This window comes from Legionella londiniensis (genome assembly GCF_001467825.1).
GTDB lineage: Bacteria > Pseudomonadota > Gammaproteobacteria > Legionellales > Legionellaceae > Legionella_A > Legionella_A londiniensis.
The window spans coordinates 261,929-278,226 of sequence record NZ_LNYK01000014.1; the positions used below are offsets into that span (position 1 = coordinate 261,929).

The following is a 16,298-nucleotide window of genomic DNA, read 5'->3' on the forward strand; positions in this document are numbered from 1 at the left end:
GGCTTGAAGAAGCACAGGATTAGGGATGGCTTTTCCAGGCGTATTGGCTATTGCTGTGGAGTTTCCGTTTGACAGGACTGTTTACTTCCCGATACAAAAACTTGAAAAAATTTTTCCAAGCAAATCATCTGAAGTGAATTCGCCGGTGATTTCACCGAGCGCCTGATGCGCAAGGCGCAAATCTTCGGCCAGCAACTCCCCGGCCCGGTACATGATGAGCTGCTGTTCGCCGCAAACAAGGAGCTCCCTTGCCTTATTCAGGGCTTCAAGATGCCTCCTTCTTGCCAAAAACTGACCTTCTGCGGGTTGATAACCCACAGCTTTTTTAATTTCTGCTTGCAGTAAAGAAACTCCATCACCGAATTTGGCAGATAGATATACAGTATTGTTCTCGCTCTTTGGCAAATGACCCAGTTTGTCGATTTTATTCACGATGCGAATGATTGGCACGCCGTCAGGCAGAGCCTTACGGACTTCCTGATCCAATACCTCCTGATCTTCTGGCATTTGCAGGGCATCGACCACCAGCAACACGCAATCTGCGCGAGCGACTTCCTGCCAGGCCCTCCTGATGCCTTCCTGCTCCACTTTATCGCAGCTTTGCCGCAAGCCTGCGGTATCGATTAAATGCAAAGGAATATCATCAAAGAGGACAAATTCGCGCATGACGTCCCGGGTTGTCCCCTCAATATCAGTGACAATGGCGACTTCCCTGCCGGAGAGGCGGTTAATCAGGGTTGATTTGCCGACATTGGGCCTGCCGGCAATGACTACAGACAACCCTTCGCGCAACATAGCCCCCTGATTGGCAGAACCCAAGAGGGAATCAAGCTCATTAAGAATTTGCCTCAATTGCGCCGCCACATGCCCATCACTTAGAAAATCAATCTCTTCTTCAGGAAAATCAATAGCGGCCTCGACATAAAGACGCAATTGAATCAATTGCTCATTGAGCGCATTGATTTTTTTTGAAAACTCTCCCTGCAGCGAGCGAACAGCCAGACGGGCGGCACTTTCTGAACTGGCATGGATTAAATCGGCAATGGCTTCGGCCTGGGTCAGATCAATTTTATCATTTAAAAAAGCGCGCTCTGAGAACTCTCCAGGTCTTGCAATGCGAGCTCCCAGAGAAATGCATTCCTTCAATAACCAATCCAAAACAATTGGAGAACCATGGGTTTGCAATTCAACAATATCCTCGCCAGTAAACGAGTGGGGAGCCTTGAAATAGAGCACCAAACCTGTATCAATCAATTCCGAAGCTGCGCTTTTGAACGAGCAGAAATGAGCGTATCTTGGCTTTAATTCGGTCTGTGCGCTTATGGTTAATCCTATCCCATAGGCATTAGGACCGGAGAGACGAAGAATTCCAACCCCGCCTCTTCCGGGGGGAGTAGCAATTGCTGCTATGGTGTCCTTCGACATCAAGCTACCTCAAAAAAACATGACTATCTAGCGCAGCCCGGACTGGATAAAGTCCTAATCCGGGATTTCTTGTCTACTTGGCCGGAGCTAATTTTTTAACCGGCTTATCATCGCTGTACTTACGGGTGATATACCACTGTTGTAATATAGACAACGTATTGTTCACAATCCAGTAAAGCACGAGGCCTGCCGGGAAACTCCAGAACAATGCAGTAAACAGGATGGGTAAAAACATCATGACTTTTGCCTGGGTAGGATCAGGCGGCGCTGGGTTCAATTTTTGCTGAATCAGCATCGTCGCCCCCATAATGATTGGCAACACGTGATAAGGATCAGCTGATGCCAGATCATTGATCCACAGAATAAATGGAGCCTGACGTAATTCAACGCTTTCCAGCAATACCCAGTACAAGGCAATAAACACCGGAATCTGAATCAGGATAGGCAGGCACCCGCCCAGAGGGTTTACCTTTTCTTTACGGTATAACTCCATGGTTGCCTGGCTCATTTTAGCCTTATCGTCTCCATAACGTTCACGCAATTCCTGCAACTTGGGTTGCAGTTTTCGCATGGCAGCCATGGACTTGTAACTGGTGGCAGACAAACGGTAAAAGGCGAGCTTAATCAATACCGTCACCAGCACGATAGACCAACCCCAATTGCCGACCAGGGAATGAATGGCTTTCATCAACGAAAAGAGCAGCGATGACAAAAACCAAAGCCAGCCGTAATCCACAGTCAAATCAAGCCCGGGTGCGATGGATTGAAGAACGCTTGTAATTTCGGGCCCTACATAAAGCCTTGAGCCGACCACTTCCTTTTTTTCTGGCATAACCCTGATGGGTTGACTGACCGCGCCAATGGTATAGGTGCCATCAAAAGTACGGGTGTAAAACCGGTTCTTGCTTTCGGCAGGCGGAACCCACGCGCTTAGGAAATAATGTTGCTGCATCGCAACCCAGCCGCCGTTTGCCTGTACGTCCAGGTTAGCTTTTTGCATATTTTGAAAAGAAACTTTTTGATAGCGGTGCTGCCCGGGATTAGAATAAGAAGCGCCGGTATAAGAGCCGATGTGGAATATGCTTGATTTGTCTTCAGCCGGAGAACTGCGCAACAACTGAGTATTCAAGTAACCAACCCAGGGTTTTTCGCCGGTATTGGTCAATTCATACCGCATTTCAATAAGATAACTGCCCTCAGTGAAGATAAATTCTTTTTTTGCCCGCAACCCTTCGGGACTGTCCCCTTCAAGAGTCACAACAAGCTTCTTTTGGCCAGGTTCCAATTGATAGCTTTGCATTCTGCTTTGAAAATGGAAATCCACATTGGAAATGGCTTGATCCTTCACCGTAAACAGGCTGCTGTTGGCCACATAACGCTCCCCTCTTTTATTCTGAAGAAGAGCAAAAGGTTTATCCTTTTGTTCCACACTGACAGGATAATCAAGCAACAGGGCTGAAACGATATCCCCATGCTCTGTATCGATTTTGAGTTTTAATACATCGGTCTCAACCGAAATGAGATTATCGGCCTTTTCTGCGGCAATTTCTTTATCGTTTGCATACTGGGGCTGCTCATTTACCGTCTCTTCGGCAGGAATGCCATGCCCAGCAACAGGAGGAAGGAGCCTTTCCTTATCAGCCGTGATTGCGGCATCGTGGACAGGTACGGATGGAACCTGATAATCTCTTTGCCAAGCAGTCCACAAAGAATACAAAACCAGCGCCAATGCGCCATATAAAATCACTCGTCGAATATCCATTAAAATTTCTCTTTTTTCTCAGGTAGCACAGGATCATAGCCGCCAGCAGCCCAGGGATGGCAACGCAGGATGCGGCAACATCCCAGCCATAGCCCTTTAACGGCACCGTGCTGCTGGATAGCATAAAGAGTATATTGCGAGCAGCTTGGATAATAGCGGCAGCAAGGTTTAAGCAATGGGCTCAGCAATAGCTGGTAAAGCCTGATGGGAATGGAGACTATTTTTTGCATAGCGTTGCTAACTTGTCCCATGCTTTGCTCAATTTAGTTATTGTCAATGAATTTGGCAGATTGGCAACCCCTTGCCTACCAAGCACGATTACATCAATTGCTGGCAGTTCTTTAGTCCGGAAAGTTTCGCGTAAGAGACGCTTAATTCGATTGCGATCATGTGCTTTAGCGATGTTTTTTTTTGACAATGCCAAACCCAAGCGGGCATGACCTACTGAATTACAGCGATACAGAAAGATAAATTCTGCAGTCACCAGCTTTTTTGCTTGCTGAAAAACATGATCATAATCGCTTTTTTTCAGCAAGCGCCGCGATTTATCAAAGCAGTCCACTTATGCTGATAAACGTTTACGGCCCTTGGCACGGCGACGCTTTAAAACCAGGCGGCCACCTTTTGTTGCCATACGAGCGCGAAACCCATGATCGCGCTTACGCTTCAAATTACTGGGTTGGAAAGTACGTTTCATAATGAACCTGTAATTAATATTTCAAGGCTCGCAATGATAGATAACTTTATAATTTCTGTCAAATATTGGATCACATCCCAAAACAGGCGGATGGCAAGCAAGATAAGGCTGCCTGGAATAACTCAATTATTCACACCGTTACTATTAATACTAGATTCATTTTTTTAATTTTTTTTTATTATTAGTAAATGAGTTTCTGTGGATAAATATAAAAAAGAATTAAAATACAATAACTTATATGATTTTAATTTTGTTTAAAGTCATTGGTTTTAACTCGTTTGATTCGGTGGATAACTATAGAGGAATGCCTCTTTATTTGATTTATACACTGATTATCATCCCGTTAGATCTGCCGTTACCCACAAAACAGGGTTAATGCATATAGTTAACCAACGAATATCTTATTGTTTTTTTTCCGGCTGAGCCGAATGGATCCATTCAAGTTCGGGCGCTCAACTCGCGTCATGAGCAATCTGATGCTATATCCAGTCGCTTCCAGGAGAAAAGTTGGAATGCAATAAAAATAAATTATTTAACTTTATATACCTATGTTTATTATTAACAAACGATTATTTGTGGGTAATTAAAAAAAACATATTTAAAAACATCAGGATAAATTTTTTATTTTTTGTTTGTATCTGGTGGTTTTAAAGCATTTTAACCTCTTGATAAGTTCAGGATGCTGGTTTCAATTCTGGTTATTCATCCTTGCGTTAAGGGTTTATTGACCTGTTATACTCTTTATTGCTGTGGATATCTCTACGTTTCTTTGGCAAACTTGGCTATAATCGCGTGTTACCGGTAAGTATGTCTCCTTTGACATGGATTATATTGATCTTTAATGTCACATATTGTTTTTAAATCAATCGTTGTCTTTTTTCTTGCTGCCAGGGCAGGTTCAATGGCACTATTTACTGTGAAGATGAGTTGTCATATTTTATTTTTTCGGCATTTAAGCATTGCCCGGAGTAATGATTTGTCAGCAGTTATCTTGTCTATATGAGATTGTTGGCCTTTTGCTGATGGATTTTTGAGGAGTTATTTGTGTCTGCGAACATTTGGCAGAGGTGTTTAGAACATTTACAAGAAGAATATCCTGCCCAGCAGTTTAATACCTGGTTGCGGCCTTTGCAATGTGAGATAGAAGAGAGCACTTTGGTGCTTTTGGCCCCTAATCGTTTTGTGATTGACTGGGTAAAAAAACATTTTTATGAGCGTATTAAAGAATTGGTGGGCCAATTAAGTTCTGATGCCATAAAACTGGTGAGCATTGAGATAGGCAGTAAAATGATAAAGCCCATCGTTGTTGATGAGCAATCAGCAAAAAGCGCGCCATCTGTTAAACCTTCGCCCAAAAAAAGTGCTGATCATTATAAAAACACCTACTTAAATAAAAAATTTGTTTTCGACAGTTTTGTTGTTGGCAATTCGAACCAGCTGGCGCAGTCTGCCGCTGAAGCCGTGGCCGAACGTCCGGGGGATGCTTACAATCCTTTATTTATTTATGGAGGCGTAGGCCTTGGCAAAACCCATTTGATGCATGCAATCGGCAATGCTATTTTAAAGAACAATCCTGAAGCCAAAGTGCTCTATTTACATTCTGAACGGTTTGTTGCGGATATGGTCAAAGCATTGCAAACCAATGCCATAAATGAATTCAAGCGCTTTTATCGTTCCCTGAATGCCCTGTTGATTGATGATATTCAGTTTTTTGCGGGCAAAGATCGTTCCCAGGAAGAATTTTTCCACACCTTCAATGCGTTGCTTGAAGGCCAACAGCAGATCATCTTAACGAGCGATCGTTATCCTAAGGAAATCGAGGGGGTGGAAGAGCGGCTTAAATCAAGGTTTGGCTGGGGGTTAACTGTTGCTGTGGAACCGCCAGAACTTGAAACACGCGTCGCCATTTTAATCAGCAAGGCTGAGCAGGCCAATATTGATTTGCCTTATGAGGTGGCTTTCTTTATTGCCAAGCGCATCCGTTCCAATGTCCGCGAGCTGGAAGGCGCATTGCGTCGGGTTATTGCCAATGCTCATTTTACAGGCAAGCCAATCACCATCGAGTTTGTGAATGAGGCGTTGCGTGATTTGTTAGCTCTCCAGGATAAACTGGTTACCATTGAAAATATTCAAAAGACCGTAGCTGAATATTATAAGGTCAAGGTGGCTGATATTTTATCCAAGCGGCGCAGCCGTTCCATTGCCCGGCCTCGGCAAATGGCAATGACCCTTGCGAAAGAGCTGACCAATCATAGTTTGCCCGAGATTGGCGATCATTTTGGCGGGCGTGATCATACCACGGTTATCCATGCGTGCCGGAAGGTGAAGGAGTTGGTGCAGGAAGGTGGAGATTTTGCTGAAGATTATAAAAACTTGTTGCGCACCCTTTCCTCATAACGAGATTTTGCCATGTTTGAATTAAGCATCCATAAACAACATTTGCTTACTCCTTTGCTGACGGTTGCAGGCGCTGTGGATAAAAAGCAGTCTCTGGCAATTTTATCGAATATGTTACTCAAGATGAGCGGAGACCAGCTGCTGTTAACCGCGACGGATTTGGAAATTGAGATGACAGCCCGGGTGCCTTGTACCGGCGAAGGTACAGGATCCATCACAGTTCCAGCCAAAAAATTTGTGGACATTATCCGTTCCCTGGACGATGATGCTGTTCCGACCATAGCCTGCCATCAGGATGAAGTGTTTATCAAGCAGGCGCGCAGCCGTTTTAAGCTGGCTTCTTTGCCTGCAGCGAATTACCCAAATAGCGAAGATGAAGTGAGTGACGTTGAGTTTACCCTGCCGCGAGCCTCGCTCATGCATTTGCTGCAGTCGACTCATTTTGCTACATCGCAGCAGGATGTGCGGGTTTTTTTGAATGGATTGCTATTGGAGCTGGATGCGCAAACCATCACGGCAGTCGGTACTGACGGGCATCGTATGGCCATCAGCCGTATACCCTGCGAGGCTTTCGGCCAGCATCTGAGGCTCCTTCTGCCTCGCAAAGGCGTACAGGAAGTTTTACGCCTGCTGAGCAATATCAGCGATGAACAAATTGGCATTGCCACCGGCAGGAATCATTTTAAGCTCATCACCAATCAATATACCTTTTTATCCAAGTTAATAGAGGCGCGTTTTCCCGCTTACAACAAGGCTATTCCGCGTCATCAGGACAAACAGGTGGTTATTGAGCGTGATTTATTAAGGCGCGCCCTCTCTCGTATTATTATTTTGGCCAATGAAAAGTCCAAAGCTGTGTTGCTGCATATGCACGAAGGCCAGCTGACATTAGTCGCCAATAATCAGGAACAGGAAGAGGCGGTTGAAATGCTTGAAGCCAAAACAGAGGGCGATGAGCTTAAAATCGGCGTTAATGCAGGTTACCTGTTGGACGTTCTAAATCATTTAGACAGTGGTTTGTTGCGCCTTTCCATGCTGAATGCTGACAGCAGTATTTTGGTTGAATCTCTCGACGATGATCAATATCAATATATTATCATGCCTATGAAAATATGAGTCTTTCTCAATTACAGATTCATCATTTACGCAATATTGTCTCATGGCGGCTAACTCTTAATCCGCGTTTTAATTTTTTCATTGGCGCTAATGGCAGCGGCAAGACTTCGCTTTTGGAATCTTTGTATTTATTGGGTACAGGCCATTCTTTCCGAACGCGCGAAATTGCCCCTTTAATTCATCATGAACACGATGCCTTGACCGTTTTTGCCAAAACATCAACGCAGGATACCCTGAGCATCCAAAAATCCCGAACTGGCCCAACAGTGGTACGGTTAAATCAGCAGTTTTGCCAATCCAGCAGCGAACTTGCTCGTTTTTTACCTTGTCAGGTGATTTATCAGGATATATTTCAAATTATTGATTCAGGTTCCACAGTCAGGCGAGGCCTTCTGGATTGGGGATTGTTTCACGTGAAACCCCTTTACCATGGTTTGTGGCAAGATTATCGTCGGGCATTAAGGCAAAGGAATGCTTTGCTCAGACAAGGAAAGGATCAGCGCCAAATTTTGCCCTGGAATATGCTTCTTGCTGATCTGGGTACCCAACTTCATGAGTTTAGGCAGGCTTATTTTTATCAATTGGCGCAACTATTCAATGAAGTCTTGGGCATGTTAACCGAAATACAGTGCAACATTCATTATGAAAAAGGGTGGGACAAAAAAAACAGCGGCCAGAGTTTAATGAGCATACTGGAGCAACAATTCCATCAGGATCAAGAGCGCCAGACCACGCTGTATGGACCTCATCGTGCTGATATTGTTTTTGAAATTACAGGCCCCGGGAAGGCGAGGCAACTTTTATCGCGTGGACAGCAAAAAATCATTTTAATTGCCTTAAAGCTTGCCCAGGCAAAATTGCTTACCCAACCCTGTACCTTTCTTTTGGATGATATTGCAGCCGAACTGGATGAAAGGCATCTGCAGAGGTTGCTGTGTTGCCTCGGCAATACCCCGGGGCAATTTTTCATAACGGCCATCCATGCCTCGTTACTCAGTTTATTTGACCAATCCGGCGATCATGAGGTATTTTACTTGCCAGAAGACGAGAAACTTGTTTCACGTGAAACAGCAAGATAAGCCACAGCGCAGAGCACAAAAAAATTTGGGCAATTATAGTTAATTATGTATAATGGTACACCAAAACTGGCTTTGCCTGCTATTCTGGAGAAAAAACATGCCTTGGCTATCTGATTGGAGCTTTTTTAAAAATGAAGGGTACATCAACTTTAAGACCCCAAACGCTAAAAAAAATTTTTTCCAAAACTATGCTGATCATTTAAATTACCTTATCGAAGTCCAATTACTGGATAAATTAAACAAAATTAATGAAGCGCAAAACTTCACGCAAATGCTTGCTGTATTTAATGACGAAGAATTAATCAAGCACATCAATATTTTTGACAAATTGCGCGATGGCTATGACTATATGGATGAAGTAGGCGGTGTTTTTGTGGCTCCTGTCATAGCCACAGCAGCGTCTCTCGCGGCACTTGGCCTGGCAATATATGAAGGTTTTTACGCCCTTGCCATCCGGTGCAATTTGCTGGAGGATGACGGCGAGGCCCATGGGCAATGGGCAGGCAAATACCTTTTCTGTTCGGTTACCTGTTTTGCATTGTCTATGGCAAATGCCTTGAAATCTGCTATCAGCCTGGTTACAAGACCCTTGGTTACCCTCTTTTCCGCCCAGGCTTCAAAACAGGATGAATATCGCTTTCGCGATGAAAATAGGCCTAAATATGAAGTGGCTAAAAATTTTGTGGTAGATGGAGTAAAAGACGGCGTCAATGCCTTAAGTGAAGGGGTTGATGCTATTGTGCAAATATTTTGATTCAAAATGGTCTATTTTTTCTCATGCCCGTATTTTTGCCAGGACAGGCGCATGAGAAATTGCCTCACATTCAATATCCCTTCTTCATCATCTTCTTCCCCTGAGGCTTTGAATAAATATTAAAATCTGCGGATTAGTGCTATAATTATCCTATTTGCGCCCGCAGTTTTTTTAGGCATGAGGTTACCCTATGAGTGTTGAAACCAGCTATGACTCCACCAATATTAAAGTATTGAAAGGATTGGATGCAGTTCGCAAACGTCCTGGCATGTATATTGGGGATACGGATGATGGCACGGGTTTGCATCATATGGTGTTTGAGGTTGTTGATAACTCCATTGATGAGGCGCTTGCAGGGTTTTGCCGCGAAATTCACGTTACTATTCATGCGGACGAATCAATTACGGTCAAGGACGATGGCCGGGGTATTCCGGTTGATATCCACAAGGAAGAAGGCCGCTCTGCCGCCGAAGTCATTATGACGGTTTTGCATGCCGGTGGAAAATTTGATGACAATTCATACAAGGTTTCCGGCGGATTGCACGGGGTGGGTGTGTCCGTTGTGAATGCGCTTTCGGAAGAACTTCATTTGCTCATCAAGCGCGGCGGAAAAGTATATGAGCAGCATTACCATTCAGGCGTTCCCGACGCCCCGTTGGCGGTGACTGGCGATGCTGAAGCTACCGGCACGCAAATCTGGTTTAAGCCAAGCAGCGACACCTTTACCAACATCGAATTTCATTACGATATCCTGGCCAAAAGGCTTCGTGAATTGTCTTTTTTGAATTCCGGGGTTTGCATCCACCTTTATGATGAACGCAGCAATAAAAAGGATACTTTTCGCTATGAGGGCGGCATTAAAGCATTCGTTGAGCATTTAAACCGCAATAAAACGCCTATTATACCATCGGTATTTTCCCTAAGCGGCGAAAAAGACGGAATAGCGGTCGAGCTGGCCATGCAATGGAACGATTCTTACCAGGAGAATATTTTTTGTTTCACCAACAATATACCCCAGCGGGATGGCGGAACCCATTTGGCAGGCTTTCGTTCGGCATTAACCCGCACCTTAAACCAATATATTGAAAATGAAGGTTACGCCAAAAAAGCCAAGGTGGTTACTACTGGTGATGATGCCCGTGAAGGCTTGACGGCTGTTCTTTCCGTCAAGGTGCCTGATCCAAAGTTTTCTTCACAAACCAAGGACAAGCTCGTTTCTTCCGAAGTCAAGTCAGTTGTTGAATCGCTGGTCGCGGAAAAACTGCAAGAATTTTTATTGGAAAATCCGGCGATTGCCAAGACTATTGTGGGAAAAATGATTGATGCAGCCAGAGCCCGAGAGGCGGCAAGGCGCGCTCGGGATATGACCCGAAGAAAGGGAGCGCTGGATGTCGCAGGGCTTCCCGGAAAACTTGCTGATTGCCAGGAAAAAGATCCAGCGCTCTCTGAACTGTATATCGTTGAGGGAGATTCTGCGGGCGGCTCAGCCAAACAAGGGCGTGATCGCAAATTCCAGGCGATTTTGCCGCTCAAAGGAAAAATTTTAAACGTCGAGAAAGCTCGTTTTGATAAAATGCTCTCCTCACAGGAAGTGGCGACTTTAATCACTGCTTTGGGGTGCGGCATCGGCGCGGATGAATATGATCCTGATAAAATCCGCTATCACCGCATCATCATTATGACTGACGCGGACGTCGACGGCTCCCACATCCGTACCTTGTTGCTGACTTTCTTTTACCGGCAAATGCCGGAATTGATTGAGCGCGGCTATATTTATATAGCGCAGCCGCCTTTATATAAAGTCAAGCACGGCAAGCAGGAACGCTATGTAAAAGATGACGACGCCTTATATGACTATTTAACGCAAAGCGCCCTGGACGGCGCTGAATTTTACCCGGCCAAGGATGCGCCGGCGATTACGGCCGAGGCTCTGGAAACACTCGTGCAGCAAATCCGCCGTGTGGAGAAAATCATCAAGCGTTATTCCAGGCGTTATCATCCGGAAGTGTTGCGATCCATTGCAGAGCTTCCCCAGCTGAATGCCGAGGATTTCAACAGCCGGGACAAGATTTCCAATTGGACAGGGCAATTGCACCTTCGCTTGCAGCGTTTCAATTCCGAGTCGCAAAAATTTGCCGCAGAGCTTTTTTACCATCAGGAAAGCGATCATTATTTGCCGCAAGTCAGCGTAAGCCGCCATGGCGTGGAAGACAAAACCACGTTAAATACTGAATTATTCTTTTCCAAAGATTACAAAGAGTTGGTGAATTTAAGCGGCCAACTGCGGGAGCTGGTAGAAGAAGGCGCCTATATTAAACGGGGAGAAAAAATCAAGGCGGTTGATCATTTTGCCGATGCCTTGTATTGGCTCATGAACGAGGCAAAACGGGGGCAATCCATCCAGCGCTATAAAGGTTTGGGAGAAATGAACCCGGAGCAGCTCTGGGAGACAACAATGGATCCCAACGTGCGCCGCATGATGCAGGTGACGATTGAAGATGCGGTGGCGGCTGATGAAATATTCACCACGCTGATGGGAGACCATGTTGAACCAAGGAGGGAATTTATCGAAGCTAATGCCTTGGATGCAGAAAACATCGATGTCTAGAGCAGGAATCCACCCGCCGGCCGCGGCTCATCCTTAAATTTCTTATACTATATTTTAAGTATGAGTCGTTGACAAGGAGCGTCAGTGGATGTCGATAAAATCAGTACCGGCATTGCCGGACTTGATAGAATTCTGAATGGCGGCTATCTAAAATACAAGTCTACCCTTTTAAAAGGAAGCGCGGGCACAGGAAAGACGCTTTTTACCCTGTTTTTTGCCTATAGCCAATTAAAAAATAATCATCATGTTATTTATGTAACCTGCGATGAGCCGCCCTCGCAAATTCTGTCTTACATGGATCATTTCGGTCTTGAAGGAAGCCGGTTCGTCAAAGAAAAAAAACTCCAGATTCTTGATTTAACGCCTGTTTTTAATCAGGAAATCAGCGGTGAATTTGATATAACTGCACTACAGCTTCGAATCGAACAAGCAAAAAAAGGCACCCATGCGGAAATATTAATCATAGATTCGATCCAGTCGCTGCTTTTGGGGTTAGAAGCTTATGAGCCCCATTATGAACTGTTAAATCTTTATCACTGGGCAAAAAAACAAGGCCTGACAGTTTTAACCACCATCGCCGACATTAAAACCATTTTTAAAAAAGAGCTATTTGAAGAATATATTGTTGATTGTGTTATTGAACTAACCCAGCTGGTCAATCGAAATTTAATGACCCGCAATTTAAGGGTCATCAAGCTTCGCGGCTCAGCTCACGGTACGAATGTATACCCTTTTTCAATCTTCCATAACGGCATTTCATTGCTGCCGATCACTGAAACCCGGTTAGAGTCCGGCATTAAACGAGAGTACATTAAAACAGGAATTAAGGGACTTGATGCAATGCTTGATGATCGGGGATACCAGGCAGGCGCCATCATCATGATAAGCGGCCGCTCGGGAACCGCAAAAACAATTTTTGCTGCTACCCATGCAGAGGCTGCGGCCAAACAAAAGCACAAGGTACTGTATCTATCATTTGAAGAGTCGCCGGGCGACCTTGTTACCCATTTAACCTCCGCTGGAATCCATTTAGACCCTTTGCTTAAAAAAAACTTGCTCATGGTTCATTCCAGGCGTTCGGTTGAGATGGGACTTGAAGATCACATTATCTCAATCATTGAATTAATCGAGCGGCATAAATTTGATTTTCTGGTATTGGATTCTATCTCCGCGCTGTTGGATCTCGGCACAGAAAGAGATGTCAAAATGCTGCTTATCCGCTTTATATCGTACATGAAATCAAACGATATTACCCTGGTTTTTACCGAACTGCTGTCCGATGCGTCAATGGAAAAAAGTAACCTGGGTATATCCAGTATGGCTGATACCTGGCTTAGGTTATTGAGGATTGAAACAGACGGCGAATACAGCAGGCTGATGCATATTGCCAAATCCAGGGGCTGTAAAATATCAAATCAAATTAGAGAATTCACCATCACAGAAGATGGCCTGAGCATTGAGCCGCCTTATATTGGTGATCAAGAAATGGTTTATGGAGCCAAAAAAGCCGCCTATGAGCTTATGGATAATCAACAAAGCAGCCGGCGCCTGCAGGAAATTAAACGCCTGGAACAAGAAATTCTTGCTTTGGAAGCTGAATTGTCAGCCCGGCAAAAAATCCAGGAAGCAAAAATTATCACGAAAAAAAATGAGCTGTTACGGCAAATAGATAGGCTGTCTACGGAAGAGAAACAGTTCAAAGCCAGGCAGCGTGCCAATAGGCTGCTGAGGGAATAGGCCATGGCAAAAATGAAATTGAAACTGTATGTTATCGGAGGAAGCCTGATTGCAAGGCGCGCGATAAAAAACCTGACAGAACTTTGCAGACGGGAAGAGATAGCAAAGCAGTGTGATATGGAAATCATCGACTTGCGTGAACATGAGGGATTGGCTGAACGAGAAAAAATTTTAGCGACACCGATTCTCATTAAAGAATTTCCACCTCCTGAAAGGCGCATTATTGGCGACCTATCCAATATGCAAAAAATTCTTGGAACACTTGAATTGGGAGGCGAAGGCCATGAAAAATAAGCGGCCAAACAGCTGGAAACGGCTGATTGACGCGTTGCCGCATGGTGTTTTAATCATTAACGGGGAAGGTCAAATTATTTATGCCAATGCCTCTTCTGCCGCCCTGTTTGGCACCACCCGCCAAAAACTGATTGGTACAAGCTTTTTATATCCCCTGGCTGCAGAAGAGACAGGGGAAATTGAAATTTTAAGAAAGGACCGTACAATCACTTCAGCCCAGATGACAGTGCGGGAAGGAGCCTGGCAGGAAGAGCCTGCCTGGATAGTAGCCTTGCATGATATCACCGAACTTAAAGATAAAGAAAAACGGCTGAGCGTTGTTTCAAAAGGGGTAAGCTCGGCCTTTGAGGGAATTGTCATTACCGATGCCCAAGGCACCATCCTTGAAGCCAATCAGGCATTTTTAAATATGAGTGGTTTTAAAAAGGAGGACATCCTCGGGCAAAATCCAAGAATGTGGAAGTCTGGCAAGCAGGATGCTCAATTTTACAAACATTTATGGGAGAGGCTCTCAAGTGAGGGCCACTGGAGCGGTGAGCTTTGGGATAAAGGCGGCCATAACAAGCTATACCCAGTATTTTTATCCGTCTCGGCGGTAAAAAATGAAGCAGGCGACGTGACCAATTACATCGGTTTTTTCCATGACCTGACCGTCATTAAGCAGCAGGAAAAGCAAATAGAGCATGTCAAATATTATGATTTGCTGACCGGATTGCCAAACAAATTCTTACTCACACAAAAACTTGAAGGTTTTATGCGGCAAGCCTCAAGGCAGCAAAAAAATCTGCTTGTCATGAATATCCGGGTTTTTGACCCGAAAACCAGAAAATCAAGTTATGAAGAGCCGCCGCATGTCCGTGATGCTATCATTATCCATGCGGTGAACCGCATCAAAGAGGTGCTTCGGCAACGAAAAATGCTGGCCCGCACAGGCTACAGCGAGTTTGTAGGCATCTGCCTTGAGCAAGGCGATACAGTCGATAACGCTGCTATTTTAGCCGGCCAACTCATCAAATCCCTGTCAAAACCCTATCACATTGAGAATAAAACTTATCGATTGAAAACCCACATCGGCATTACCGCCTATGAAGCAAACAGCGCCTGTCATGCTGAAGAATTGCTGCACCAGGGAGAAATCGCGCGCCATAAAGCCCGGCAGAAAGGCGATAACAGCTTTGATTTTTTTGACCCGCAATTTGAAAAAAGTTTGCTTGAGTTTAGCCGGCACCTTGAAGCAGTGAGAGGCGCATTAAAAAAAAACCAGCTCAGGCTTTTTTACCAGCCCAAGGTGGATTTGCTGACAGGCAATGTCATCGGTGTCGAGGCTTTGCTGCGCTGGATGCATCCCGTCCGGGGCTTGCTTTTGCCGCATCAATTTCTCTTAAGGCTGGATAATCACCCGATATCGCTTGAACTGGGTGAATGGACGTTAAATCATGCGCTTAAAATGGCAGGGCAGTTCTTAAGCCATGATATAGAAATTCCAATCAGCATCAACGTCGGTTCCCATGAGCTGCAGCATAAAAATTATTTTCATCACTTCATGACAATCATGAAAAAATACCCAAGGATACCAAAAAAAATGATTCTTCTTGAGGTACTCGAAACTGAGGCGATAGAAGATCTGGATTTGGTATCTGATTTAATTAATCGATTTAAAGCCCAAGGTATCCATTTTGCCCTGGATGACTTTGGCAAAAAATATTCTTCCCTGGCTTACCTTAAAGAGCTTGATACCCGAGAAGTAAAGCTTGACCAAAGTTTTTTATACGGGATATCTTTGATAAACCGAAGGATTTGGCGATTTTACTTTCTGTAATCAGGCTATGCAAAATACTGGACCGCCCCTTGGTTGCTGAAGGGGTGGAAACAATCACGCACGGCAAGCTTTTGCTGCAGCTTGGGTGCAACTTGGCCCAGGGGCATGCCATTGCCAAGCCCATGCCGGAAGATGAGATTATACCCTGGGTGAAAAACTGGAAGCTTGGTGCTGAGTGGACCGCAAATCGATTTTCTCATGCTGAATATGATGAAATAATAGCAGCAGCTATTGAGCATTTTATTGCCTATCAAAAACTAGAGCGGTTTTTATATGACGGCGTGGATCAAATTCCTGATTTTAACGTTGAAACCTGCAAAATCCTAAAATGGCTGCAAAAACACAAATCAAGGTTTCAGGATGGGGATACTTGCAACACGTTATATGACTTACATAAAAAACAGCACCAATGGGCTTTAGAAATCATAAGCCTCGCAGAGGCTGGAAAACAATTGCAGGCCAGGAGGCTCTATAACAAGCTGATGGTTTTCCGTAATGAAAATTTAAAAAAAATGGTTACCGCTATTTTTACAAGCCAACCGCTATCGTTTTAAACGGGAGGCATTGGGGCTGGGTAAATCATTCAGTTTTACTTGAAGGTCAAGTTGGA

General features: G+C 44.6%; 14 protein-coding genes. 9 read left to right on the plus strand and 5 right to left on the minus strand.

The features are described from left to right. Positions 1–81: 81 nt before the first annotated feature. The 5 genes from mnmE to rpmH all read right to left on the minus strand — a co-directional run bounded on the left by mnmE (position 82) and on the right by rpmH (position 3,884). Positions 82–1,425, minus strand: a complete 1,344-nt coding sequence (gene mnmE, locus Llon_RS04790; RefSeq protein WP_058528919.1) for a tRNA uridine-5-carboxymethylaminomethyl(34) synthesis GTPase MnmE — start codon at positions 1,423–1,425, stop codon at positions 82–84. A gap of 73 nt (positions 1,426–1,498) precedes the next feature. Then, positions 1,499–3,187, minus strand: a complete 1,689-nt coding sequence (yidC, locus tag Llon_RS04795) for a membrane protein insertase YidC (protein WP_058528920.1) — start codon at positions 3,185–3,187, stop codon at positions 1,499–1,501. Continuing rightward, complete coding sequence (yidD, locus tag Llon_RS04800; protein ID WP_058528921.1) at positions 3,187–3,438, minus strand: membrane protein insertion efficiency factor YidD; 252 nt, start codon at positions 3,436–3,438, stop codon at positions 3,187–3,189. The genes yidC and yidD overlap by 1 nt, the downstream gene beginning before the upstream one ends. Continuing rightward, the gene (gene rnpA, locus Llon_RS04805; protein WP_058528922.1) at positions 3,405–3,749 is read right to left on the minus strand and encodes a ribonuclease P protein component; all 345 of its coding nucleotides are present in this window, start codon (positions 3,747–3,749) and stop codon (positions 3,405–3,407) included. The genes yidD and rnpA overlap by 34 nt, the downstream gene beginning before the upstream one ends. After that, the gene (gene rpmH, locus Llon_RS04810) at positions 3,750–3,884 is read right to left on the minus strand and encodes a 50S ribosomal protein L34 (RefSeq protein ID WP_058528923.1); all 135 of its coding nucleotides are present in this window, start codon (positions 3,882–3,884) and stop codon (positions 3,750–3,752) included. A gap of 1,044 nt (positions 3,885–4,928) precedes the next feature. On the opposite strand from rpmH, the gene dnaA reads away from it, so the two are divergent. The 9 genes from dnaA (at position 4,929) to Llon_RS11825 (ending at position 16,242) form a co-directional block, all read left to right on the plus strand. Then, entirely contained in the window at positions 4,929–6,281 is a 1,353-nt protein-coding gene (dnaA, locus tag Llon_RS04815) for a chromosomal replication initiator protein DnaA (RefSeq protein WP_058528924.1), read from the plus strand. 12 nt (positions 6,282–6,293) lie between these two features. Next, positions 6,294–7,397: a DNA polymerase III subunit beta gene (gene dnaN, locus Llon_RS04820; protein WP_058528925.1), complete on the plus strand. Its 1,104-nt coding sequence runs from the start codon at positions 6,294–6,296 to the stop codon at positions 7,395–7,397. Then, positions 7,394–8,476, plus strand: a complete 1,083-nt coding sequence (recF, locus tag Llon_RS04825) for a DNA replication/repair protein RecF (protein ID WP_058528926.1) — start codon at positions 7,394–7,396, stop codon at positions 8,474–8,476. Before dnaN ends, recF begins: the two co-directional genes overlap by 4 nt. Before the next feature lie 97 nt (positions 8,477–8,573). Beyond that, on the plus strand, positions 8,574–9,230 hold the full coding sequence (locus Llon_RS04830; protein ID WP_058528927.1) for a hypothetical protein: 657 nt from the start codon (positions 8,574–8,576) through the stop codon (positions 9,228–9,230). 190 nt (positions 9,231–9,420) lie between these two features. Next, positions 9,421–11,838, plus strand: coding sequence for a DNA topoisomerase (ATP-hydrolyzing) subunit B (gyrB, locus tag Llon_RS04835; protein WP_058528928.1), 2,418 nt, complete (start codon positions 9,421–9,423; stop codon positions 11,836–11,838). 84 nt (positions 11,839–11,922) lie between these two features. Next, entirely contained in the window at positions 11,923–13,575 is a 1,653-nt protein-coding gene (gene kaiC / locus Llon_RS04840; RefSeq protein WP_058528929.1) for a circadian clock protein KaiC, read from the plus strand. Between the two features lie 3 nt (positions 13,576–13,578). Further along, positions 13,579–13,869 carry a circadian clock KaiB family protein gene (locus Llon_RS04845; RefSeq protein ID WP_058528930.1) on the plus strand — a complete coding sequence of 97 codons (291 nt, stop codon included), beginning with the start codon at positions 13,579–13,581 and terminating at the stop codon, positions 13,867–13,869. Further along, positions 13,859–15,688 (plus strand): EAL domain-containing protein, encoded by a 1,830-nt coding sequence (locus Llon_RS04850; RefSeq protein ID WP_058528931.1) that lies wholly within the window; start codon positions 13,859–13,861, stop codon positions 15,686–15,688. The genes Llon_RS04845 and Llon_RS04850 overlap by 11 nt, the downstream gene beginning before the upstream one ends. Next, positions 15,667–16,242, plus strand: a complete 576-nt coding sequence (locus Llon_RS11825; RefSeq protein WP_058528932.1) for an EAL domain-containing protein — start codon at positions 15,667–15,669, stop codon at positions 16,240–16,242. The genes Llon_RS04850 and Llon_RS11825 overlap by 22 nt, the downstream gene beginning before the upstream one ends. Positions 16,243–16,298: the final 56 nt, after the last annotated feature.

Bases quoted from the DNA above. Each gene is read 5' to 3' on its own strand.
- yidD (WP_058528921.1), bottom strand. From the start codon at position 3,438: ATGGGACAAGTTAGCAACGCTATGCAAAAAATAGTCTCCATTCCCATC.
- mnmE (WP_058528919.1), bottom strand. From the start codon at position 1,425: ATGTCGAAGGACACCATAGCAGCAATTGCTACTCCCCCCGGAAGAGGC.
- Llon_RS04845 (WP_058528930.1), top strand. From the start codon at position 13,579: ATGGCAAAAATGAAATTGAAACTGTATGTTATCGGAGGAAGCCTGATT.
- rpmH (WP_058528923.1), bottom strand. From the start codon at position 3,884: ATGAAACGTACTTTCCAACCCAGTAATTTGAAGCGTAAGCGCGATCAT.
- gyrB (WP_058528928.1), top strand. From the start codon at position 9,421: ATGAGTGTTGAAACCAGCTATGACTCCACCAATATTAAAGTATTGAAA.
- recF (WP_058528926.1), top strand. From the start codon at position 7,394: ATGAGTCTTTCTCAATTACAGATTCATCATTTACGCAATATTGTCTCA.
- yidC (WP_058528920.1), bottom strand. From the start codon at position 3,187: ATGGATATTCGACGAGTGATTTTATATGGCGCATTGGCGCTGGTTTTG.
- Llon_RS04850 (WP_058528931.1), top strand. From the start codon at position 13,859: ATGAAAAATAAGCGGCCAAACAGCTGGAAACGGCTGATTGACGCGTTG.
- Llon_RS04830 (WP_058528927.1), top strand. From the start codon at position 8,574: ATGCCTTGGCTATCTGATTGGAGCTTTTTTAAAAATGAAGGGTACATC.
- dnaN (WP_058528925.1), top strand. From the start codon at position 6,294: ATGTTTGAATTAAGCATCCATAAACAACATTTGCTTACTCCTTTGCTG.